Annotated in this window: 17 protein-coding genes; 14 read left to right on the top strand and 3 right to left on the bottom strand. The window is 53.1% G+C overall.

From position 1 onward, the window contains the following. Positions 1 to 78: 78 nt before the first annotated feature. From ACFSSA_RS12510 to ACFSSA_RS12530, 5 genes are all read left to right on the top strand, one after another. Entirely contained in the window at positions 79 to 1,623 is a 1,545-nt protein-coding gene (locus ACFSSA_RS12510) for a sulfatase family protein (RefSeq protein ID WP_386820808.1), read from the top strand. Between the two features lie 165 nt (positions 1,624 to 1,788). Next, positions 1,789 to 2,382 (top strand): RNA polymerase sigma factor, encoded by a 594-nt coding sequence (locus ACFSSA_RS12515; protein WP_386820809.1) that lies wholly within the window; start codon positions 1,789 to 1,791, stop codon positions 2,380 to 2,382. After that, entirely contained in the window at positions 2,379 to 4,433 is a 2,055-nt protein-coding gene (locus tag ACFSSA_RS12520) for a serine/threonine protein kinase (RefSeq protein ID WP_386820811.1), read from the top strand. The genes ACFSSA_RS12515 and ACFSSA_RS12520 overlap by 4 nt, the downstream gene beginning before the upstream one ends. A 107-nt stretch (positions 4,434 to 4,540) precedes the next feature. Then, positions 4,541 to 6,049, top strand: coding sequence for a sulfatase family protein (locus ACFSSA_RS12525; protein ID WP_386820812.1), 1,509 nt, complete (start codon positions 4,541 to 4,543; stop codon positions 6,047 to 6,049). A gap of 44 nt (positions 6,050 to 6,093) precedes the next feature. Beyond that, positions 6,094 to 8,748 (top strand): hypothetical protein, encoded by a 2,655-nt coding sequence (locus tag ACFSSA_RS12530; RefSeq protein WP_386820813.1) that lies wholly within the window; start codon positions 6,094 to 6,096, stop codon positions 8,746 to 8,748. Positions 8,749 to 8,863: 115 nt separating this feature from the next. Here ACFSSA_RS12530 and ACFSSA_RS12535 read toward each other — a convergent pair whose 3' ends face one another. Beyond that, positions 8,864 to 10,048 (bottom strand): PQQ-dependent sugar dehydrogenase, encoded by a 1,185-nt coding sequence (locus ACFSSA_RS12535; RefSeq protein ID WP_386820815.1) that lies wholly within the window; start codon positions 10,046 to 10,048, stop codon positions 8,864 to 8,866. A gap of 53 nt (positions 10,049 to 10,101) precedes the next feature. Next, positions 10,102 to 10,986 carry a LysR family transcriptional regulator gene (locus tag ACFSSA_RS12540; protein ID WP_386820816.1) on the bottom strand — a complete coding sequence of 295 codons (885 nt, stop codon included), beginning with the start codon at positions 10,984 to 10,986 and terminating at the stop codon, positions 10,102 to 10,104. A gap of 135 nt (positions 10,987 to 11,121) precedes the next feature. Here ACFSSA_RS12540 and ACFSSA_RS12545 point away from each other — a divergent pair, with 135 nt between their 5' ends. The 4 genes from ACFSSA_RS12545 (at position 11,122) to lexA (ending at position 14,325) form a co-directional block, all read left to right on the top strand. After that, a complete protein-coding gene (locus ACFSSA_RS12545; RefSeq protein WP_386820817.1) occupies positions 11,122 to 12,606 on the top strand; it encodes a catalase in 1,485 nt (494 codons plus the stop codon). An 86-nt stretch (positions 12,607 to 12,692) separates the two neighbouring features. Continuing rightward, positions 12,693 to 13,103 carry an ankyrin repeat domain-containing protein gene (locus ACFSSA_RS12550; RefSeq protein WP_386820818.1) on the top strand — a complete coding sequence of 137 codons (411 nt, stop codon included), beginning with the start codon at positions 12,693 to 12,695 and terminating at the stop codon, positions 13,101 to 13,103. 76 nt (positions 13,104 to 13,179) lie between these two features. After that, a complete protein-coding gene (locus ACFSSA_RS12555) occupies positions 13,180 to 13,641 on the top strand; it encodes a RidA family protein (RefSeq protein WP_386820820.1) in 462 nt (153 codons plus the stop codon). A 69-nt stretch (positions 13,642 to 13,710) separates the two neighbouring features. Further along, entirely contained in the window at positions 13,711 to 14,325 is a 615-nt protein-coding gene (gene lexA / locus ACFSSA_RS12560) for a transcriptional repressor LexA (RefSeq protein ID WP_386820821.1), read from the top strand. Positions 14,326 to 14,411: 86 nt separating this feature from the next. Here lexA and ACFSSA_RS12565 read toward each other — a convergent pair whose 3' ends face one another. Further along, positions 14,412 to 17,099 (bottom strand): PVC-type heme-binding CxxCH protein, encoded by a 2,688-nt coding sequence (locus tag ACFSSA_RS12565; protein ID WP_386820822.1) that lies wholly within the window; start codon positions 17,097 to 17,099, stop codon positions 14,412 to 14,414. A gap of 115 nt (positions 17,100 to 17,214) precedes the next feature. On the opposite strand from ACFSSA_RS12565, the gene ACFSSA_RS12570 reads away from it, so the two are divergent. From ACFSSA_RS12570 to hflK, 5 genes are all read left to right on the top strand, one after another. Beyond that, a complete protein-coding gene (locus ACFSSA_RS12570) occupies positions 17,215 to 17,685 on the top strand; it encodes an iron-sulfur cluster assembly scaffold protein (RefSeq protein WP_386820823.1) in 471 nt (156 codons plus the stop codon). A gap of 85 nt (positions 17,686 to 17,770) precedes the next feature. Beyond that, positions 17,771 to 19,504 carry an ATP-binding cassette domain-containing protein gene (locus tag ACFSSA_RS12575; RefSeq protein ID WP_386820824.1) on the top strand — a complete coding sequence of 578 codons (1,734 nt, stop codon included), beginning with the start codon at positions 17,771 to 17,773 and terminating at the stop codon, positions 19,502 to 19,504. A 92-nt stretch (positions 19,505 to 19,596) separates the two neighbouring features. Further along, on the top strand, positions 19,597 to 20,001 hold the full coding sequence (locus ACFSSA_RS12580; protein WP_386820825.1) for a hypothetical protein: 405 nt from the start codon (positions 19,597 to 19,599) through the stop codon (positions 19,999 to 20,001). Between the two features lie 49 nt (positions 20,002 to 20,050). Next, the gene (locus tag ACFSSA_RS12585; protein WP_386820826.1) at positions 20,051 to 21,925 is read left to right on the top strand and encodes a hypothetical protein; all 1,875 of its coding nucleotides are present in this window, start codon (positions 20,051 to 20,053) and stop codon (positions 21,923 to 21,925) included. Between the two features lie 89 nt (positions 21,926 to 22,014). Then, the gene (gene hflK, locus ACFSSA_RS12590; protein WP_386820828.1) at positions 22,015 to 22,959 is read left to right on the top strand and encodes an FtsH protease activity modulator HflK; all 945 of its coding nucleotides are present in this window, start codon (positions 22,015 to 22,017) and stop codon (positions 22,957 to 22,959) included. Positions 22,960 to 22,962: the final 3 nt, after the last annotated feature.

Consider the following 22,962-nt stretch of genomic DNA (forward strand, 5'->3'; position numbering starts at 1 on the left):
TCCCGTTCGTATGGGTTACGTAGATCGCATCCGCAGGATGGCCGAATGCAGAAACCCAAACGAACGGATTAGACTTCAATGAGACCTTTCAAAAAACAACTCGTCATATTTGCAGCATTTGCACTTACCGGATTTTCCACGCTGTGGGCGGAGAAAAAACCGAATTTGTTAGTCATCATCACCGATGAGCATAACTTCCGCACGCTGGGCTGCTATCGTGATCAACTTCCTCCGGAGCAAGCTTTTCTCTGGGGGGCGAATGCAGCAGTCGAAACGCCGAACATCGATTCCATCGCGAGGAATGGTGTTCTTTTCAACCGCATGTATGGCAGTGCGCCTGTATGCAGTGCCTCGCGCTCCTCAATGTTCACCGGGCTTTATCCCAATACTGTAGGGATTCCGAATAACTCGAACAAACCCGGTGATGGTAAATATCTGCATGCGGACGTGACAACGATCGCCGATGTTCTGCGGGACGCCGGATACATAACCGGCTATGCGGGCAAATGGCATTTGGCGGAGGCTGCGGAGCCAGATGAGGTCTGGTCACCCGCGCCTGTCGATGATCCTTCGGATGACTATGGTTTCACCGACAAAAAATTCATGTTCAATGGAGGACATGATAAGTTCAAAGGCATAGATGCCGATGGGAATCCATACCGCGCGGCAAAGCGTCCGACCCGGATCGGCGAGGACAAATACGGGCAGCCATTGTATGAGGACAAGCGCTCGAAGAACGTAAAATTTACCACGGACTGGCTGGCCGATCGCGCTGTTGAGTTCATCGACGGGAATAAGGATAAGCCCTTTTTCCTTGTCGTCAGTATCCCGGATCCCCATACGCCAAACTCGGTCCGGGAGCCTTATGACACCATGTTCGATGACGTGGAGATCACCCTGCCTAAGACATTCCACGACGCTCACAATGCGGAAGACAAAGCCAAACCGGAATGGCAGAAACCATCCAAGACCAAAGACCAGGCAAAGCTCATTGAGGAAATCCGCCAGTATTTCGGCATGGTGAAATGCATTGATGATAATGTCGGACGAATCATCCAGAAGCTGAAGGAGGATAATCTTATGGAGGACACGATCATCGTCTTCACATCGGACCACGGAGATTTGCTCGGAGAGCATGCGCGCGTGAACAAAGGGACGATCCATGAGGCCTCGGATAAAATTCCATTCGTCATTTCGAAGGGGATGAGCGGTAAATCGAGCCTGATCCCTGCCGGAAAGGTGATCAATCAGGCCGCCAATACCACAGACTGGATGCCGACGTTTCTGAGCCTGCTGGAGATCGACTGCCCGGAGGTCCAGGGTCGGGATCTCTCACCGCTGATCACAGGACCGAAGCCGGCCGATTGGGACGATGTGACTTTTGTCCGCCTTGGCTTCTATGCTGCTGTCACCGAGCAATACAAACTGCACGTCGTGCAAAAGGACAAACCCTGGCTGCTGGATATCAAAGCCGACCCGGATGAAATCAAAAACTTCATCGATGATCCGGCTTACCGGGATGTTGTCAAAAAGCTGGCTCAGGATTTGATTGATTACATGGAGAAAAATAATGATCCCAACAAAGGCGTCCGTGCCCAGCTCGAAACATTGCTAAACAGTTGAGGGGTGAAGCGCCCGATGGACAAACATCGGAAGACGATCGGCTGGCCGGGCGCACGTCGCACGATCCGACGGTATATTGTTTTTTGTAGTGAGCCTACTCCCGGACAGACTCATTGCTTTCCGGTGGGAAATTGCTAAGGCTTGCGGACCACCGCAAGCCAGTCCATGTCCGAGTCAAAAAACACTTCCTATACATTGCTACGCCGTGCTGTCGATACGGCTGATCAGGATGCATGGGTGGAGCTCGAAGAGCATTACCGGAGGTTCATTTTCTATGTGCTGCATGGGCTGAATGTCCATAAGGACGATATCGATGATATCTCACAGCAGGTTTTGATTTCGCTTACAAAGGACCTGCCGAAATACGATCGGGAAAAATCGCGGTTTCGCACTTGGCTGAGCACGATGATCCGTAATCTGGCGATCGACCATTTCCGTAAAACAAAAAGCCAGATGCGGCGTATCCAGGGGATGGGCGAGGCGGTGGTTTTTGAGAATATGGGCAAGGAATCCGATCTGGATGCGCATATCGAAAAGGAATGGTCCGTCTATATTGTGGAGCAGGCGATGGAGCGGATACGTACACTTTTCAAAGGCCAGGCAATGGAGGTTTTCGAGCTTTCCATGGAGGACATTCCAGCCTCGGAAATCGCGGAACGCACTGGCCTGGCAGTCTCGTCTGTCTACACGTTGAAAAAGCGCGTCAAAAAGGCGCTCTATCTGGAAATCCAGGAACTTACGGCAAATCTGGAGCCATGAGGGAGCCGAAAAAGGGACCTTTCGAATTCAAACAGCCGGATCCGAAGCTGCTGAAAATCTATGCGGATGCGAACCGGTATGATGAGGAATTGCTTGATCTGCTCTGTCCGTCATTTGCCTCGATTCTAGAAGCGGGAAAGCGCTACACGGATGTGGAGCAGCTTGGCCAGGGCGCCTTGAAGGATGTTTTCCGCACGTTTGACACACGCTCCCGCAGGTGGGTCGCAATGGCGCGGTTGCGCAAGAACCGCGGCTATCGTTTTTTCGATCCCTTTATCCATGAGGCGTGGCTCATCGCCGGGATGAATCACCCGAATATTATCAAAGTCCACGATGTGGGTGTGGACGGGGGCCAGCGGCCATTTTTCACCATGGATCTGCGGGGCAATACCAGCCTGCAAACTCTTATTTCGCAGGAGCCTTCATATCCGCTCGCCGGGCTGCTTGAGATTTTCAATAAGATCTGTGATGCCATTTCCTATGCGCATTCACGCGGGGTCCTGCATCTCGACCTTAAGCCCCAGAACATCCAATGCGATAGCTTTGGCGAGGTTCTGGTGTGTGACTGGGGCTTGGGCCAGCGGACCCATTTTGAGGAGGCGGAAGACGAGGGATTTCCCTCCGGGCTATCGCGCTCCGTCATCGATGAGGATGAGCATGATACCCAAGTGCTGGGAAGTCTGGGCTATATGGCTCCGGAGCAGGCGCTCCCGAATCAGCGCAAGGACGAGCGGACAGATATTTATTCGCTGGGCTGTATCCTTCACGCGATTCTGACCGGGCATCCTCCCTTCGAAGGGACGACGGAGAAGGTGCTTGATGATACGGCTCACTCCAGAGTGGCGCCGCTTAGGAAAAGATTTCCTGCGAGGGAAATCCCGGAAGGCTTGGAGGCAGTCGTCTTGAAGGCGATGGCTCTGGCTCCAGGCGATCGATACGAGTCTGTAAGATTACTCCAACAGGAGATCCGCAACTACCTGGGTGGTTATGCAACAGCAGCGGAAGAGCCGGGTTTTTTCCGTGAAATGCGGCTTTTCTTCGGTAGAAACCGGCTCCCGGCATCGATCGCATCCCTTGCGCTGATCATCCTCACTGTAACCTGTGTGTTGTTTGTCCAATACCTTGACCGCGAGCAGACCGCCACGGCGGAGGAGCGACAGCGGGCAAACCGTCTTCTCACCGAGGTGGATATGATCTCATCGGATTATCAGGAGCTGTTCAAACAATCCGATCTTACCAAAAAGGAACTCGCGCTTAATCTCACCAATTCCGCGAACGCCAACATGCGGATGAGCGTTGCCCACCAACCCGTTCAGATCGTAGCCCACGCCCTGCGATTGGTCGATATGGCTCTGATGCTGGATCCTGAGTGCGTGCCGGCGAGACGTGCGCAATTTGTACTCAATTGCATCAAGCTTGATCACAAGGCAGCGCTGAAAATGGGGATTTCGGATCAATACGGGGCGCTCGCTCCCATGGTGAACCTAGCCCGTCAATTCGCAAAATTTGATTTCGATGAGGAAAAACGTCCCACCACAGAGCAACTCATCGCCTTTTACCACGCCGCTGCCAAAAACAAGTTTGAGAACTCCAATCATTTGGAAAAGGTCCTATTGTATCAGCTTGAAAGCACCCGCCTGCGGCCTACCGACGCGCCATTGGTGGAAGCATTTTTTCAGGTGGTGAACGACCGATCGAAAAAACTCACCCTGGAGTATACCTGGAAGAACCGGACGGCTGTCGTTTCCAATGAGGGTGATCTCAAGCTGCGCATACCAAGCGGAAACTATAAACTATGCGTCCTCAGGTATTTCACCCTCAGTCATCTCATTGTGAACTGCAGTGGCTCGTTTAAGGTTTCTGATCTTAATTTGCTGGAAATCGAATCCCTGGATTTGCGGGGATGCTACAATGCGACTTTCGATCAAAGGATCCACTTGCTGCGTTTGAACCGTATCTATACCCGAAAAGGGCAGATTTCCGCCAGTGATGTGGAGAAGTTCATTCACTCCAACAGCAGTGTGAAGATTATCGAAGATCCTGAGCTGTAAGGCGTGCGGGATATATTTTTCCACAGTGTCCCAATCCTTCCCGCAGAAATCGAAAAATCTGTGTAAGGAAATACTGGAAAAACATAAATCCCTCTCCGTTCCAACTCATGAAAATCCCGCTCCGCGCAGTTTCTTTTGCCGTATTATTCATCTCCTCTGCTTCATTATGGGCGAAGAGCCAGAAGCCCAATATCGTTCTCATCATGGCGGATGATATCGGCCAGGGAGACATCAGTTGTTACTGGGACGGGAACTCGAAAAAGAAGTTCAGTGTGGATACTCCCAATATCGATAAGCTGGCAGCGGATGGCATGAGATTTACCGATGCCCACGCTCCGGCTTCGCTCTGCGCACCAACGCGCTTTTCCATGCTGACGGGAAACTACTCCTACCGGAATTACCGGTCATTTGGCGTTTGGACGCCGGACTCGGACTCTGGTATTGATCCGAAGTTTACGACATCCGCGCGCATCGCCAAGGCTGGTGGCTATCATACCGCTTTTTTCGGGAAATGGGGTCTGGGCAGCTCGATGCAATCCAGAAAAAAGCCTTCACCCGAGCTTTCTGAAGGGGCCTTGCACTTCGGCTTCGATTACGCATTTGAGCTACCCCAGGGGATTCAGAACACACCTTTCGCCTTTTATGAAAATCAAAAATGGGTGCCACTGCAGGAAGATTCCACACTGAAGCATCTGGAAGTTGGCCAGATCCGATATCCGGATGACAAGAAAGGTAAAACCTATGAGGGGCTCGGAGATTCCCATTGGGATCCCTCTCTCGCCGGTCCCATGCTGGCCAACAAAGCGGTGAGCTATATCGACAGACAAACCAGTGAGCATGCCGATGAACCGTTCTTCATCTACTACTGCAGTCAGGCGGTGCATCTTCCCCATTCTCCACCGGCCGAGCTGGACGGAGTGAAAATCGCGGGTGTCACCGGCTCCAATCTCACCGACATGGTTCTCGAGCTGGATGTCCAGGTCGGCATGATCATAAACGCACTGAAAAAAGCCGGCGTATATGAGAACACGCTCTTTATGTTCACCTCAGACAATGGCGGTCTCAGTGCGAGCCCGACCCATGATTCCAGCAATGGTTTGAGCGGGAAAAAGGGTTCCATTAGCGAGGGCGGCCATCGGGTTCCATTCATTGCGGTCTGGCCGGGCGTGATCGAACCAAACAGCGTTTCAGATACGTCCATCGTAGGCCTGGATACCGTTGCTACGATCGCCTCCCTGGCAGAACAGGAAGTGGATCGCTCAAAAGTGATTGATTCCTTGAATCTTGTCCCGATTTTCAAATCGGAAAAGCCGGAGCAACAGCATGCCTATCTCATGCACCAATCGTCCGGCGGGCCGACCTTTGCCTTACGTGAAGGACCTTGGAAACTGATCATGGGTAAAAAGCTGAAGAAGGGCGAAAAAAAATCGGGCAAGGACGCTCCGCTGGAGGAGTTGGATTTTACTCCGCTTGCCTTGTTCAATCTTGATAGCAATCTCGCTGAGGAAGAGTCCGGAAATCTACTTGGCAATCCCGAGCAGGCTGAGCGCATCAAACGGATGCAGGCAAAATACATCGAGCTGCGTAAAACCGGAGCCACTACCCTAGGTAAATAAGCCCCGGTAGAGTCCATATAACTTCAATAAATCTTTCATCACCCATGAACCTGTCACCAACCTTTGCCGCCGCATTGTTTTTACTGTCACCGAGCCTTTACGGCGGTGATTTTGCCACGGATTTGAACGGACTCCGTTGCTCCGCGGTTACGGAAATCGACGGCAAGCCGGCCCTCTTTTTATCCGAACTTTCCGGCGGAGTCGCAGCCTATTCCATGAGCGGAGAGAAGCTCTGGGAGAATAAGGGCAAAACCCCGGCAGTGCTTTTTGAGATAGAAGCAGCTGATATAGATAACGACGGTGTCGATGAGCTGCTTGGCGCGAGTGGAGACGGAAATATCCATTGTTGGGGCAATGACGGAACCCCCAGGTGGAGTTTCAATCCGGGCCATAAAGTGCGATTCTCCGAGATCGCGGTCGTGGAAAACGGCGGGGAGTCGCGCATTTTCGCAGGTGGCAATGATTTCCATCTCTATGAGTTGGATAAGTCCGGGAAACAGCTCTCTGCCACGAAAATCGAGGGCACAGTGCGGAAGCTGGAAGCTGGGAATTTCATTGAGAAGGACAGACAATCGCTCTTTGTCATGACCTACCGGCACGATAAGTTTCGCTGGAAATTCATGGGTATCCTCAACCCTGAAACCAAAGAGGTGCTTGCGGAAGTAGGCACCAACAAGTTACCTAGCAAGAATCTTGGGAAAATGATGCTCACCGATTTCGATGTCGCGGATATCGATAAGGACGGGCTGGAAGATCTTCTCTTTTTCGGGGATGATTCCAAGGCTGTATGGGTGGGACTGAATGGTAAGCTCGAAGCGATCGCAGAGTTCACCGGGTCGCCAAAAGACAAGCAACGCTACGCGCATGTTACCGGCGCATCATTGCTCCCTGTCCGCGATGAAATCGCCCTTCAATTCGGAGGATTTATTTATCTCTGCGATCTCAACGGCAATCTCATCAAAAAAGTCGGAGAAAGACACCGGGGAATTGTTTTCAGTGATTTCACTCTTGAGCCAAAGACCAAGCAGCTGGTGGCAGCGGGCGAGGTGGACGGTGGTAACGGTGTTTACCTCTACCCACTGGCAGAGGACAACTGGCTGGAGACTTCCCACAGTCTGCTGGGACGGATGGCAACCGTGGAAAAAAACCTCGAAATACTCTACCGCCAGACTCTCGCCTTCAAGCTTCCCGAATATCAAAAACGCTCGGAGAAGCCATGGGTCATGCTCAGCTCGAACAATCTACCGGCAGAGGTGGAAAATCTTGATGGTGCGGAAATGGCTTTCGCCAACCAGATCTACATGCAGGAAAAGTCGGACCGCAAAGAGCTTGTGGCAGCGATCGGCGAAGTTGCTTTGAAGAAGGACAAGCGTATGAGTTACTCGATGACCCGCGAGGAGATCGTGGCTCTCGCCAGGAAGATGGAGGCAGAAGGCACTCCTTTCACCGCATGGACCGGTCACGGGAACGATCCTTTCATCACTAGTATCGATACCATGGAGGCAGTGCTGGAGGCTGCGCCGAATACTTGCTACGGATTCGTCTACGCCGAGATGGCAAATACCGAGGATCCCAGGGTGCACCATTTCATCAATGAGTATGTCCCGAGGCTTGCCACCGCGATGCGAAAACACGGGAAGGCTAAGCTTTACTTCCGCTACAAAAATATCTTCTGGGCAGCCACTTCCCACTTGGAGCCTTGGAAGGATCTTTTCTTCCCCGGTAAATATTCCGATGTTCTGGTGCCCTCCGCGGAAGACACAAACTCCCGGGCGCAGGAGCTCAACTTCGCGGGCCGCGTGGGAATGCTGGCGGGAGGATATATCGAGGATTTCGCGATGCGTCTGGTGGATGATAATCCGACATGCTGGCGCCCTCTCTCGCCGGGTGGCCAGCGTTCCGTTTCGCCCTACCTGCGTAATGGTGCGCTGCTGGCCGCATACGGCTCGCGCTACGGATTGATCTTCAATATCGCATATCTGGAAGATCCCGGGATGAACACACTTTACGCCCTGATGAAATCCGGAGTGCTACCCGTGGTGAACAAGGAGGATATTCTTTCCATCGGCGCATGGCAGCTCATCAAGGATCCGGATCATCGGACGATCGAAAGAGCGGATGACGGGCACAATCTGGAGCTTTACACTCCGGATGATGAAAACGCGGTTTTCTCGATCGCGAATGTGGATTGTTGTGGTGCAAGTTTGCCTGAACACGATTTCTCAAAAGTGGCATTGGGTGTCGATTACCGTTGGCTGAACTTTATGCCTACCATGCCTTACGGGATGGTTCCCGTCGCTGCAGTGGAATCCGCACCTGAGCTGGAGAAAGCAGGCACGCCTTTCACCATTACCGATACAAAATCCGGCTTTCTCGACGGTGTGAAAATTCCTGCCAAGGAATTCGGTAAAACCATCAGGGAGACCGTGCAAGCCGGCGCAAAAAAAATGCCGGTCCTGGTATCAGGTGCCTCCTGGAGCGCGATCCGCCTGGATGATAATCACACCCGGCTCGTGTTGATTGATCCCGGCTATCTTGATCCACAGGAGCGGGATGTTACGGTGACGTTCCAAGGCAAACAGCCCACTGGAATGCGCGATATCCTCAGCAACGAGGAAATCGAAGTCGGGGAAGGTCCCGTGAAGCTCGTGGTTCCGGCTGGCTCCATGCGATTCATCGATCTCACCTATGCAAAGTGAGATTCTTTTCTTCTGACCTGTTCTGAAATATGAAGACGCCACCGATGGAATCCAGTGGCGTCTTTGTGGATAGCCTGCTTAGGGGAGGCTTTTGGTAAAAGCCGGGTTGGATAGTTTATTTTTCCACCACGCGGTAAATGGGGCCAGAGAGATCCGTGAGATATAGTTCGCCTTCCGCGTCTTCTCCAAACGAGGAGATGAGATTTATCCGGCCGCCCTTGGGCTGCATGGACTCCGTGTGATCCTTAAAGTCGGAAACCTTGCCGTTCTCCGGAGAAAAAGACCATATACGCGGGTTCTGGTAGTCGCCGAAAATGTAGCGGCCTTGCAATTCCTTGATGTCCTTGCCGCGATACACATAGCCGCCTGTTACGGAATACCCCTCCTTCGGGCCGCTGCCTTGCTTGTAGACATAGATCGGCGCATGATAATTCTCAGGCTCCGGGCCGCCGACGCTTTTCCCTTTGAGGTTCATGGTCTCGACATCGCCCTCTCGCAGGCGCCAGCCGAAATTCTTTTTCGAGAGCTCTCCGTGCGGGACGAAATCGATTTCTTCCCAGGATTTCTGGCCGACATCCCCGATCCAGAGATCGTTGGTTTTCCGGTCAAATGAGCACCGCCACGGATTGCGCAGACCGAAGGCGTGGATCTCGGGTTTGGCGCCTTTGATATCCTTGAAGCCATTATCTTCAGGCACGCGATAGCCTTTTTCCCCGGACACATCCAGCCTTAGGAGTTTTCCAAGCAGACTCGAAAGATCCTGGGCATATTGCTGGGGATCAAAGCCGGAACCACCATCGCCCGTGGCAATGTAGAGCATGCCATCGGGCCCGAAGTCCAGCCAACCGCCGTTGTGGTTATCGTAGGGCTGTTTGTACTCCAGAATAACTTCGCCGCTGCCCGCATCCGTCGTTTTACGGTCCTTTGAAATATAGCGGACTATACGTGTGGTGCTGTCCTTGGTCGTGTAATTGATATAGTAGCGGCCGGTTTCCTCGAAATCCGGCGAAAACGCCAAGCCCAGCAATCCTTCTTCGTTCATTCTCCGGTCGGCTCTGTCGCTGATATCGAGAAAGGGCTTGTCCGATTTAGTTCCGTTCTGGAGATCGATGATCCAGATTTTACCCGCTTGTTCCATGGCCCATAGTTTGCCCGTGGTCTTACTGGGTGCACCAACCCATACCGGCCGTTCCAAACCCCGATACAATAGTTCCGTTCCAATTTCCGCATGCGCGGTTTGTGCCAAGGGCATGGCTAGAAAGAACAACGCGGCACGGGCTGGGAGGGCTCTGGATTTCATAAAGATGGAACCTATCCTCCAAAGCCGTTGGCGCAAGCTGATGATTTATTTTTCTACAATCGTTTTACCAGAGAGATCAGCGCTTCCTCCGGCTTCGACAATGTCACGGCTCTGCGCTTCATCAGGCTGATGGTCCTTTCCGGCACGGGATCGGAAAATTTTCTGAGGCAGACATCGGCGCGGCTCCCCGCCGCAGTTGCGATTTCCGGGACGACCGCCACACCCATTCCCGCCCCTACCATCGCGAGTGCGGTCTCCAGCTGATCGCATTCCAGTCGGGGATCAAGGCGCTCCAAGCGGCATACTTTAAGCGTCCTGTCGGTCAGGCAATGCCCGCCCTGGAGGTGGATGATGTTTTCCTTTCCGAGATCTTCGGGGCGGGGGGATGCGGTGCTCCGGGCCATGGCGTGATCATGTGGGAGCGCCAGCATCAGAGGCTCCCGGAAAAGCTCTTTGACGTGGAGTGACCATTTTTTCAGATCCCGCGGAACCACGTCGCTGAGAATCGCGAAGCCTATCGATCCATCCACGACCTGCTGGATCAGGGCGGAGGTTTTCCCTTCCCTGACTTGGACATCCACTTGCGGATATGCCTTGCGGAAAGGGCTCAGAAGTTTCGGCAAAAGATAGGGAGCCAGTGTGGGAATGATCCCGAAGATCACCCTCCCTTGCTTGGTCTCACGCCTTTTCTCAAAGCTCTCAAGGAGCAGGCGGGACTGGCGTAGCAGACCTTCGGCATGTTCCAGAAGCAGAAGCCCGGCTGCAGTTGGCTCGATGCCGCGCGGCTTCCGGTATACGAGAGGCTCGCCCAATTCCTCTTCCAAAAGCCGGAGTTGCTGGCTTAGCGAAGGCTGGGCAACCCGACAACGACGTGCCGCTGCGGTCAGGGACCCCTCTTTGACAATTTCCACGAAATATTCCAGCTGCCGTAAATCCATGTGGATAGCTTCGTATAGGAATTTCCGATATCAAGCATTTCGAGAATAGTATTTTCCAATGGATGAAAATATGTTCACTATAGCTTGTTCGGAATGCGCCCAAGGGGGCTTTCGGGCATTCAAACTCCTCAATCCATGACAAACAGACCGCAGATGACCACCACAGGTGGCAACCCTATCGCTGATAACCAGAACTCGAAAACCGCTGGCTCGCGCGGGCCGCTTTTGCTCGAGGATTATCAGCTTATCGAAAAGCTGGCACACCAGAACCGCGAGCGCATTCCAGAGCGGGCAGTGCATGCCAAAGGCTCAGGTGCCTACGGAAAGCTTACGATCACGCACGATATCACGAAATACACCAAGGCCGCGATTTTCTCGGAGATAGGCAAGGAAACCCAGTGCCTGCTGCGCTTTTCCACGGTAGCCGGAGAACGGGGCGCCGCGGATGCGGAGCGCGATGTGCGCGGCTGGGCACTCAAGTTCTATACGGATCAGGGAAACTGGGACCTCGTCGGAAATAATACGCCGGTGTTCTTCGTGCGCGATCCGATGAAATTTCCTGATTTCATCCATACCCAAAAGCGGCATCCACGCACGAACATGCGCTCGGCCACGGCCATGTGGGATTTCTGGTCATTATCGCCCGAAAGTCTCCACCAGGTAACCATTCTGATGTCTGATCGCGGCCTTCCGAAGTCTCTCCGCCACACGAATGGCTATGGCTCGCATACGTTCAGTTTTATCAATGCCGAGCGCGAACGGTTCTGGGTGAAATTCCATTTTAAAACCCTGCAAGGGATTGAGACGATGACCAATGAAGAGGGTGAGCAGGTCATCGCAAAAGACCGTGAATCTTCACAACGCGATCTCTACGAACACATCGAAAAAGGGGATTTCCCCAAATGGAAGATGCAGATCCAAGTCATGCCGGAAAAGGATGCGGATACCTACCATATCAATCCCTTTGATCTCACCAAAGTCTGGCCGCACTCGGACTATCCGTGCATCGATGTGGGCATTCTGGAGCTGAACCGGAACCCTGAGAATTACTTTCAGGAAATCGAGCAAGCAGCTTTCAACCCATCCAATATCGTCCCGGGAATAGGCTTTTCTCCGGATAAAATGCTCCAGGCGCGGATCTTTTCCTATGCGGATGCGCACCGCTACCGCCTGGGAGTTTGGTATGAGAAGCTGCCGGTCAACTTACCGAAATCTGAGGTCAATACCTATCACATGGATGGCTCAATGAATTTCTCCAAGCCATCTTCCAGTGATGCCTACTATGAGCCTAATAGTTTTAACGGGCCGGTGGAAAACCATGACTTTGATGAACCTCCGCTTGCTATCTCGGGCGATGCGGATCGCTACGACCATCGGGAAGGCAATGACGATTACACCCAGGCGGGCAACCTCTTCAGAATCATGTCCGATGATCAAAAAGGACAGCTCTTCGGCAATATTGCGGCTGCGATGGGAGGGGTCCCGGAGAATATTATCCGCCGTCAATTGGGACATTTCCATAAAGCCGATCCGGCTTATGCGGCGGGGGTTGCAAGAGCGTTGGAAATGGATTTCGACGCAAATAATATCTCCGTCCAGGAAGAGTCTTCCGCACTCTGATCACCATAGATCGACTGAATAAACCTTAGCCGGGCGGTGGGTTGGCTGCCGCCCGGAAATCCAATAATTTACCCACCTATACCACTATGCACGAGACGACTACAGCAGAGCTGGAACGATATGCCGAGCTTCAAGGGCAAGCCATCCAGGCTGCCCGCGATGGCAATGATGAATTGCTTGGGGTAATGCTGGACGCCGGTATGCCCGTAAACCTTTCCGACGAAAGCGGAAACACATTGCTGATGCTTGCCGCATACCACGGCAATACCTCTTCCGTGGCCCTTCTTCTCGCCAAAGAAGCAGACACCGAAAAGCGTAACCAACGCGGCCAGACTCCCCTTGGAGGTGTTTCCTTCAAGGGATATCCGGAGATCGCAAGGCTGCTCGTGGAGCACGGGGCCGATGTGACCGCCGACCAAGGAGGAGGACAAACACCCATACAATTCGCCTCAATGTTCGGGCACCGGGAGATCGTGGAATACCTGCAGGGGTTATAACTCCCGGACTCCTGATAGATGGAGCAATTTTACGTGACGGTTTTCTTCTATTAGACCAGCGTCTCTCCACACAATCATGCAAGACAACACCCTCGCCAAAATCGAATCCCTCGGCCTCAGACTCCCGGAAGTTCCGCAGCCGGTCGCCGCTTATGTCAATTATGTCCGTAGCGGAAATCTACTATTTCTTTCCGGCGGACTGCCAATAGATGGAGAAACCAAGATTCTAGGAAAAGTTCCTTCGGCATGTTCTGTCGAAGACGCCGCGGAAGGCGCCCGGATCATTATTCTCAACCGTCTTGCCGTGATCAAAGAAGCAATCGGATCGCTCGATAACGTGAAGCAAATCGTCTCGCTCAACGGTTTTGTAAACTCTGATCCGGATTTCTATGGTCATCCAGTTGTGGTAAACGGGGCTTCAGAGCTTTTGGTGGAAATCTTTGGAGAGCGCGGAAAGCACTCCCGGACAGCACTTGGGGCAGCCGCGCTACCGCTGAATGTTTCGGTGGAGATCAATCTAGTCGTAGAGGTCGCTTAAAATTATTTCCTTTACGTAAAAAGGAGTAGGAACCATTCTTGTTCTCAAGAACACTGTTCAAGTTGCATTATGTCCCACTCTCTTACCAGTCGCCAAACCGAAATCCTGGATTATCTGCGAAAGTCTAGCCGCGAAACGGGGCTCATGCCTTCCACCCGGGAGATTCAGCATTATTTTGGATTCGCCAGCCAGACGGCCGCGATGAGCCATTTGCGGGCACTGGAAAAGAAGGGGGTCATCCAGCGGCTTCCCGGCAAAGCAAGAGCGGTGATTTTTCCTGAGGATCTCGACCGGGCGGAGATTCGGGATATTCCTATTTACGGAAGCATCGCCGCAGGCTTCGCCGAGGATGCCGAGCAGGAACAGGAGGGCTGTATCTCGATTGATGTCACCTCGCTGGGGCTCAACCGGAACCGGGAAACGTTTGCCCTCGTTGTCCGGGGGGAATCAATGATCGATGCCCACATCTGTGATGGCGATACGGTCGTCCTGGAGAAGAGAGAGCCTCGCAATAACGATATTGTCGCAGCGCTTATCGATGGCGAAACGACTCTCAAACGCTATATCGCCGCCAAGGGTAAGCCTTTCCTCAAGGCTGAGAACGAATCGTTTCCGGATCTCATTCCCGCTGGAGAGCTAATCATCCAGGGTGTTCTTGTCGGTCTGATCCGTAAAGCCGCGTAGGCAGGACGAAAACCGCACTCCTTGTTCCCGATGCGGTTCCAGAGGGTGAGCCGGTTTCAATGGCTCAGCCGCTGGTAACTTTGCGATCAATAATTTTTCAACCATTCCACCAGATCCGCCACATCTTGCGCGGAAAGCCCCAGTTGATCCGCACTGAGCATTAGCGAACGATCAAGCGCTTTACTGGTTCTGATCTGGCGCTTGGGGATGTTCTGGGTGATTCCTCCTGTAGAGCGGATTTTGACGACATCCCCGTCGGAAATGATGAGTCCATGCACCTCACCGACAGACTTCACATCAATGATATGGCCCTCGAAACCATGGGAAATATCGAAGGATGGATCGATGATCGAGCGTGCCAATACATCGGCGGGTTGACGCTGGCCAAAGCCTTTCAAAGAGGGGCCGTAATCAGTGCCTTTGTCATCTACCAGATGGCACATCAGACAGCGGGCGGAGAGCTCTGCGCCTCTATCGGCATCGCCTTCGAGCGCGAGGACATCGTCCACGGTGAACTTCAAGGAGGCTGGCTTTTCAGGCACCGCAATAGGCTGGATTCCTGCATTTTCTCTCAAAATTCCCCGTTCCTGGAGGACTCGGCGCAGATCCATGAACGCCCATTCCCCGCTCACACGGTTGTTCAACCACCAAACGGCTTTTTCATGCACGGGCGAGTCCTGCTTTGCTAACGCGATAAGAGCTTCCGCCGCAGCATGGCAATTGATGAAAGCAAGGCTGTCGACAGCCAGATTACGCTGCTCTTCGGATAACTTTTCACTGCCTGCGCGTTCAGCTAGAGCAGATACTGCCGCTTGTGGCAATAAGCGCCAGGTGAGACGCGAGAATGGATCTGACCATTCGGTAGGCTCACCCGGCTTCATCTTAGAATGAAGCGCTTGCCATAGTTGTTCGCTGTTCAGACCAGCTCCAAGACCTAGCGATTCCAAGTAGGAGCGATCTTTGCCATCATAGCTTTCTGCCACAGCGATCAGGACTTCCTTGGCTTCGTCGAAGTTGCGGTATCTCATCTCCAGTGCTGCTTCCGCCCGAATCGCTGCAGAGGCATCTGTTGCAAGCTCTTTGGCGTAGGAAAGGGGATCTATTTTCCCATCGCAGCGCCGGAGCGCGCGAAAAGCCGCGAGACGGATATTCTCATCGTCTTTGGTGAATAACGCATCAAGTTCCGCGCGACCTTTTCCCCCGAAGTATGGCAGAAGCCAGATGGCTCTGGCTGCAATATAGGGATTCTCATTTTTCAAAAGCTCCAGCACCGCCGTGAAGGCTCCATCCTCCGCTTTTTTGAGTTTTTCAAATCCAAGCCACCGGACATTGTGCGCTGGTGATTTTAATGCCGTGAGTGCTCCTTCGATGGTATTGACATCCATTACCGGTGTGACAGGGCTAAACCCTTTCGGGGCGATCCGATAAATCACGCCGGAGGCCGCTTCGTCCAGGGTGGCGTGCCCGCCGACACGGTGATCGGTCCAGTCTGCCATATAAATCGCTCCATCCGTGCCCACGGCGATATCGGACGGCCGGAATTGGTAAATATCTTCTCCATTCACCAGTGTCGCAGGATCTTTCTTTGTTCCTCCCACGAAGTCTGATCCATCGAAATCCTTCTGGGGATTTGTCGTTACGAAATCGTGACGCTCCAGTTTGAAGCCAGCACCGGAAAGTTCCGGCTGGTAGGAAAAAACGACATTTCTACCTGGTTCGCAGGACAATAGTGTTCCAATGAAATCATCACCCAGTGCCCCGTTTTCATAAAAAGCGACACCGGTTGGCGAGCCTCCGCCGTAGACATCCCCTGAGGGCATCGTTCCCGGATCCTCCTGCCGCCATTCCGCGGTTGGCACGTCCTGACCCGGCCGCATATCCGCCCGCCACATGCGTTTTCCATCGCGGGAGAAAAAGCCTGCGTTGCCGTGCTCGATCATGTGGGTTACGCGGCATGCCGGAGGATCGTCATTGTCGTTTTGAAAAACAAATCCGAACGAATTCGTGATCTGCTCATAGGAATTTCGAAAGCCATGGCCGATGACTTCGGTGCCTGTCCCATCCGGATTGAGCCGGAAGGCGGCGCCGGAATTGTAAGCAAAGCCGTCGGAAGACTTCTGCCCGGCGATGGCGCGGACATCCGCGAAATACTTGGATATGCGCTCGTCAACATAGCTGCCACCCAGCTTGAAGGTTCCACCCGATTTGTCGGTGAACATGGCTCCGGTGTTACCTTGATTGAAAACCCACTTACCATCCGGACCCGCAGTGACGGAATGGAGCGAATGATCGTGATTGAGGCCATTGAAGCCTGTGAGAAAAACCTCGCGGATATCTCCATCCGCCTCGTTGAATTTTCCGTCACGGTTTTTATCCGTGAGCTTAAGAAGATTGGGCGGTTGGGAGACCATCACGACATTGTCAAAAACCGCGATACCCAAAGGAGAGACAAGCTCGGGATCCTGCCAAAAAACGGAGCTTTTATCGGCTGTGCCATCTCCATCCGTATCCTCAAGGATGACAATCCGGTCGCCATCCGGCCGCCGCTCCGCAACTTTCCGGTAATTCACTCCTTCGGTGACCCAGATGCGACCATACTGATCGACATCCATATTTGTGGGGTTGTAGAGCATCGGACTCTTCGCCCAGGCGGTAACTTCCAGCCCTTCGGGAAGCGTGAAAGACTTCAATGGGAGGGTGGGCGGCTCTTGAGACGGCTGCCAGGCGTAGGCTGCCGATGAAAGGATGAGGGAAAATGCTCCAAGGGTTTTCATAGGAATAGCCTAATCAAACGGGGTAAATGGCATCAACCTTTCTCTGCCCGCAAAGATTTGGCCTTCCCCCGATCTTTCACCTCGAAATCCGGCCATTGCGAGGCAAGCTTGGCGCATGAGCAATTTTGAACAGAAGATCGAAGAGGCACTAGCGGCTCCACAGAACCAGGGCGAAATGCCGGATGCTGACAGCGTGGGCACCGTAGGCTCTCCGGATTGCGGAGATATGATGAGAATGTGGCTGAAGTTCTCGGAAAAAGACGGCAAGAAGGTCATCGACCGAGCTTCATTCCAGGCCTTCGGATGCCAGACGGCTATCGCGGTGGCATCGATCGCAACGCAGCTTTTGAAAGGGAAGACTGCGGAAGAGGCGAGAAGTCTCAGTGCCCAGGATCTTGCGGGTGATCTTGGGACCTTGCCACCTATGAAAATTCATTGCGGCCAGCTGGTTGAAGGTGCTTTACGTAACGCGCTGGATCCAGAGGGGATCGAGGAGAATCAAAACAAGTCCGGCGCGGGCACGTTGCTAGGCGAAATCAACAATAGCAAACCATCCGCTATTCGTATCGTCCCGCTTGAACCTTAAGGGTCGTATCTCCGGGTCTTTTCCGGAATAGCGAAAGACGGAACATCCACGAACCGTTGCCAAATACTTAACCCGAATTTTTCCTGTGCTAGAGCTACAAGACGTTTGTTTCACCATCAAGAAGAGCGGCGAGAGTATAAATCTCGTGGATCATGTCTCGCTGGATATTCCCAAAGGGCACTTTATGGCAATCGTCGGGCCCTCCGGTTGTGGAAAAACCACCCTCTTGAAGACGATTGCCGGGCTGAATCCGGAATCTGCCGGCGCATTGCTGTGGGAAGGCCGGAACCTCTCGCAGGAGGGGGATTTTTCACCGTCGGAAATGGGATATGTGCCGCAGTTTTCCATCGCCTATGATCCACTTACCGTGGATGAGTCAGTGGAGGCTGCGACTCGATTGCGGGTAAAATATGATAGCACCGAAGAGCTGGACGATCGCATCGACAAAGTTCTGGAGGAAACAGGTTTGGCCGCCATCAGCGATCGCCCGGTGAAGGTTCTTTCTGGCGGACAGAAGCGGAGACTGGGCTTGGCCATGGAGTTGGTCTCCAATCCGAAAATTCTACTCTGCGATGAAGTTACCTCTGGGTTGGATCCCCGCTCCGAGCGGGAAATCGTCCATCTGCTTCATGATATCTCCCGGAAGGAAGGGCGGATCGTGATGTCTGTCACCCACTCGCTCGCCCATCTGGAACTCTATGATTCCATTTTAGTGCTGCATGAAGGCCGGGTGGCATATCACGGGCCGCCGGAGAAGCTCACCCACTATTTCTCTGTAAAAGATAGCGAGGAAATTTATCCCAGATTGGCAAATCAGGCACCGGAGCGCTGGCAGGCCTCATGGCTGAAGCACAAGGATTCCTATTACGCAATGCTTGTCGAAGAGCGGCGGTCACGGATCGAACGTGGTGAGCTTTCCGTAAAATCATACCCCGCCGGGACTGATGTTCCGGACCGGGCGACAGATCTGCCAGGCTTTTTCTCGCAGTTTGCCACATTGCTCTCCAGACGCTGGCGGATATTCTTTCGCGACCGCGGACAGGTATTTCTACAACTGGCAATTCTGCTGTGTTTCCCGGTTTTGGTGACGCTTTTCAGTGATAAAGCTTCCGGCAATATCCGCAGATATTCGGATAGGATGCAGGACAGCGTTTATGAGGAAATCCAGGAACAGCAGTCTGTGCGGGCGGATCAGGCAAAGGTGGGATCCGCGATTTCCGGGATCATCATGTTTCAGGTGGTGTTGTTGGCGCTGATGGGATCAAACAACTCGGCACGGGAGATCGCCGGAGAACGCCCGATCTATGAGAAAGAAAAATTCGCGGGGCTCCGGCCTCTTGCCTATTTGTCATCCAAAGTCGCTTTCCTCGCGTGCCTGGTGATCGCCCAATCACTTTGGATGGCATTATTCGTGAATTTTTTCGGCACTTTCCGTGGGGAGTTTGTCGAGCATGCGAGCTTTCTTCTGCTTATCAATGCGTCCATGACGGCGATCTGCCTGGCAATTTCCTCGCTGATGCGCACTGCGGAGCAGGCCTCGCTGCTTTCGATATATTTGGTGGGCTTCCAGCTGCCATTATCCGGTGCGGTCCTTGCTTTGCCGGAACATATCGAGGCTTTTACTCGTCCGTTCATATCCGCTTATTGGGCATGGTCCGGGTCCGTGGAGGCTCTTCAATCCCAGGTTCATGGTGCGGTAAAGTCAGTGATTGATACCTCCCTGTCCGCCCAGGAGTCCTGCCTTTTCACACTGTATGTCCATATCGTCGTTGCGCTCGTGCTGGCATGGGTGGGCACCAGTCGGCCGCAATGGGAGTGAGCATTCAGGGAGGATCTCAAGATTTTTGAAAAATCCTTTAATCTGAGAGGATTTCCGCCATGGTGTGAGGATACATCTCGTAAAAACCTATTATGGCCAGACGCGCTAGCTCCAGCATCCACCCAGCTCTTATCGTCGGCATTGCAGTTGCCGTGATCGCAATTGTTTTTGGAGGAAAACTCCTTCTCACAAAAAAATCCGAAGCCTTTGCAGACGTCACTCCGCTTTCCGTCGAAGAGCTTTTGGAAAACGGCAATAGCCTCAGTGGGAACGAGTATATGATCGAAGGGAAGATTGATGAAAAGCTCCGGTGGACGCCGACCGACGGGCAGGTCATCAGCCTCCGCGTGAAATCTTCCGCAGGTGACGAGGTGATCCCTGTCAAAATTCCAGAAAAATTCAACAAGCTCAATATTGAAAGAGAGCAACGTTACGCGTTCAAAATCGAATTCGAAAAAGGCGGGATTCCCGTTGCTACGGATGTCAGCCGCCTCTAACCCCTTTTTTTATAGTCAGAAAACCCCGAAGCCTGCGGGCTCCAGATCAATGAAATCCACATTCTTTGCGATTCTCCTGACCGCCTCTGCCGGGGCCCAGGTCTACACGCCTCCTGCACAGGATGCCGAGGTGCAACAGCCGCCTCAGGATAGCGGCCCTCCCCCGGAAAAAGCCAAAGGCTCTTCTTTGTTCGGCGAGGAGATTCCCATGCTGGATCCGGCTGCTGAGACAATTACTGTGGGCGGTGTGACCATTCCTTTGGGGGATAACCGCCTACTCAAAGCGCGGTTTGAAAAGTATTTGAACCAGCCTCCCGAAGACGGTGCGGAAGCGGAAGAATACCGCGATACGATCGCGGATATACTGAAAACCATCTCGCCATATCATGACGGTGGGCCTGATCTTTATGCCGCATTCAAACTGCTGCCCCGGGCATCTTCTTATCCGGCCGATGCCAATCTGTGTAGCTCCCTCGCGGAATCGATCTATCTTTCGATGCTCTCAAAACGGGATGTCCGCTCGCTGAAGCAGCTGAACAAATCAATCGAAGACGAAAAACAAGCGATTATTCGCGAGGCGGATTGGGATGCCCGCACGGATCGCTCGGCTCCGCTGGGCAAGAGTCGTCCGATTGGCGAAGGTGAAGGTGCGCCTTCCCCTCCGGATCAGACGAGCCCCACGCCGGGCTCCGGTGTGAGCTCTTTGAAATATGCGGAAACGCTCCGCAGAATTGCGGAAATCGAGCTGCTGAGAAAACAGAACGTTGTCCGCACAGAGGCACAAACGCTCCGGACAAAGGCCCAATATCAGGTAACCATGGTCCAATGGTTCATCCAGCGCAGATATGAGCACGTGGTGATGGCATCGCGTTTCTATAACCAGATATGGCAAGACGGGGATGCCACTTTGCACATCGATAAAAACTCGGATGTTTCCAAACTTTTCAGTGAGTCGCTCGGAGTCTCGCCGACGGTTTCCTCGTTGGATTCGCTTTCCAATGAAGTGATCCGAGAAGTCACCAAATACATGGAAGCCTTCGATCTATTGCTCTCGCACGAGGAATTGCATTCTGCCTCGCAGCGCTTGATGGAAGCCTATGCACTTGGAGAATACCTCGAGCCTGTATCCACTCTGCCACTTGAGAAGAAACGCAAGATCGCACTCTATGTCAGGGATCTTCATGAGCTCTACGGGACGCTTCAAGCACGCGATTATAGCCGGGCAAAGGAGCTCGCCCAAAACCTGAAAAATGCGGCAAAAGATTTCCCCGCTTCCAAGGTGGACTCGATGATCGCCGCATCCACGCTGGCATCGGACCTCGCGATAGAAGAAGCCAAATCCTACCTCCTATCCCGGGAGTCCGAGAAGGCGGCCGGGAAAATCAAAGACGCTACCGGGATCTGGCCGACCAATCCCAAGCTCACCGAGTTTCGGAATCTGGTGGCGAATTCCGGCGGTGTCGTCAGCGCTAGGAACGATTTCGACCGATTGCTTTCAGAGGGGAATTATCGCGAAATTGCAAAGCGCCAGTATGAGTTTGCTCCCGCGATACAGGGCGATGCCTCACGCGAGGACGCATTCAAACAAATCATTGAAAACCTCCGCACGATCGAGGCGGCGCTTGGAAAGGCAGGGGAGTTTTCCAGGATTGGGCAGAACTATAGCGCGTGGGAGCAGCTGGCGGAAATCCGCGAGCAGTTTCCCGATGATCCGAAACTAGGTCGGGAGCTGGAGTTGCTTGCCCCGAAGGTCGCTGATTTTACCCTCGCTTTGGACAAGGCGAAACAATTTGAAAATCGCTCGCAGGAGCAGACCGGCTCCGCGCTAACATGGTATCTCAAAGCCCGTTCCATTCATCCGCAATCCCAACAAGCTGAGGAAGGCATCCAGCGGATTTTAGACAAAATTCTCCCTTTGGACTGAGGATGAGGAAACTGACGTGGAAACTCTGACCGAGTTTTCTGGTATGGTGCATCGCACCCGGCTATACCTCCCCGCAACGTCCTCCTCCCATGTCTCAAACCAAGAATATCAATTTTGCAGTCATCCGTCTCGCCGTCCTGGCAATTGTCGTAATCGTCGGGGTATCTTCCAGTTTCTACACGGTTTCCGCAGATGCGCAGGCAGTAGTCTTACGCTTTGGAAAACCGATCAATACCACAAATCCGGGCCTCCATTTCAAGCTTCCCTACGGCATCGATGAGGTCCGCATTGTAGAGGTCAAGCGTCAGCTCAAACAAGAATTCGGATTCGGCACAGCCGGCGGTGACAATCCCTGGCAATACTCGGACCCAGGCGAGCAGGAGCTGGAAAAATCGATGGTCACGGGAGACTTGAACGCTGCTCTCGTCGAGTGGGTGGTGCAATACCGGATCGACGATCCCCAACAGTATCTTTTCGAGGTCCGCAACCCGGATGCCACCTTGCGTTATCTCACGGAGAGCATTATGCGGGAAATCGTCGGAGACCGGACGGTCGATGAAGTGATCACCGTAGGACGTCAGGAAATCGAAAATACCGCATCAGACAAGCTCCAGGCTGCGACAATCTCGTATGCGATGGGTCTGAGAATCGATCAGGTGCAGTTAAAAAACGTCGATCCTCCACGTCGTGTTCAGTCATCGTTCAATGAAGTCAACCAAGCCCAGCAGGAACGCGAAAGCGCCATCAACCGAGCGAATGGTGAATACAATAAGGAAGTTCCGCGAGCACGCGGTGAAGCCGATCGCATGATCTCCGCGGCCGAAGGTTACGCGACGAAACGTGTCAATGAGGCGGAAGGCGATGTCGCTTCCTTCGAGGCACTACTAACCGAATATACAGCCGCACCGGAAATCACCCGCAAACGCCTTTACCTGGAAACGATGTCTGAGATCCTCCCGAAATTGGGGAAAACTGTCATCATTGATGAAGAAACCAAAGGGTTGCTTCCTCTCCTGAACCTTGGCGGCAACTGATCT

The sequence above is a fragment of the Luteolibacter algae genome (assembly GCF_042683045.1).
GTDB lineage: Bacteria > Verrucomicrobiota > Verrucomicrobiia > Verrucomicrobiales > Akkermansiaceae > Luteolibacter > Luteolibacter algae.

Excerpts from the sequence above, each read along its gene's own strand:
- ACFSSA_RS12510 (WP_386820808.1), top strand. The coding sequence starts at position 79 with ATGAGACCTTTCAAAAAACAACTCGTCATATTTGCAGCATTTGCACTT.
- ACFSSA_RS12515 (WP_386820809.1), top strand. The coding sequence starts at position 1,789 with ATGTCCGAGTCAAAAAACACTTCCTATACATTGCTACGCCGTGCTGTC.
- ACFSSA_RS12520 (WP_386820811.1), top strand. The coding sequence starts at position 2,379 with ATGAGGGAGCCGAAAAAGGGACCTTTCGAATTCAAACAGCCGGATCCG.
- ACFSSA_RS12525 (WP_386820812.1), top strand. The coding sequence starts at position 4,541 with ATGAAAATCCCGCTCCGCGCAGTTTCTTTTGCCGTATTATTCATCTCC.
- ACFSSA_RS12530 (WP_386820813.1), top strand. The coding sequence starts at position 6,094 with ATGAACCTGTCACCAACCTTTGCCGCCGCATTGTTTTTACTGTCACCG.
- ACFSSA_RS12535 (WP_386820815.1), bottom strand. The coding sequence starts at position 10,048 with ATGAAATCCAGAGCCCTCCCAGCCCGTGCCGCGTTGTTCTTTCTAGCC.
- ACFSSA_RS12540 (WP_386820816.1), bottom strand. The coding sequence starts at position 10,986 with ATGGATTTACGGCAGCTGGAATATTTCGTGGAAATTGTCAAAGAGGGG.
- ACFSSA_RS12545 (WP_386820817.1), top strand. The coding sequence starts at position 11,122 with ATGACAAACAGACCGCAGATGACCACCACAGGTGGCAACCCTATCGCT.
- ACFSSA_RS12550 (WP_386820818.1), top strand. The coding sequence starts at position 12,693 with ATGCACGAGACGACTACAGCAGAGCTGGAACGATATGCCGAGCTTCAA.
- ACFSSA_RS12555 (WP_386820820.1), top strand. The coding sequence starts at position 13,180 with ATGCAAGACAACACCCTCGCCAAAATCGAATCCCTCGGCCTCAGACTC.
- lexA (WP_386820821.1), top strand. The coding sequence starts at position 13,711 with ATGTCCCACTCTCTTACCAGTCGCCAAACCGAAATCCTGGATTATCTG.
- ACFSSA_RS12565 (WP_386820822.1), bottom strand. The coding sequence starts at position 17,099 with ATGAAAACCCTTGGAGCATTTTCCCTCATCCTTTCATCGGCAGCCTAC.
- ACFSSA_RS12570 (WP_386820823.1), top strand. The coding sequence starts at position 17,215 with ATGAGCAATTTTGAACAGAAGATCGAAGAGGCACTAGCGGCTCCACAG.
- ACFSSA_RS12580 (WP_386820825.1), top strand. The coding sequence starts at position 19,597 with ATGGCCAGACGCGCTAGCTCCAGCATCCACCCAGCTCTTATCGTCGGC.
- ACFSSA_RS12585 (WP_386820826.1), top strand. The coding sequence starts at position 20,051 with ATGAAATCCACATTCTTTGCGATTCTCCTGACCGCCTCTGCCGGGGCC.
- hflK (WP_386820828.1), top strand. The coding sequence starts at position 22,015 with ATGTCTCAAACCAAGAATATCAATTTTGCAGTCATCCGTCTCGCCGTC.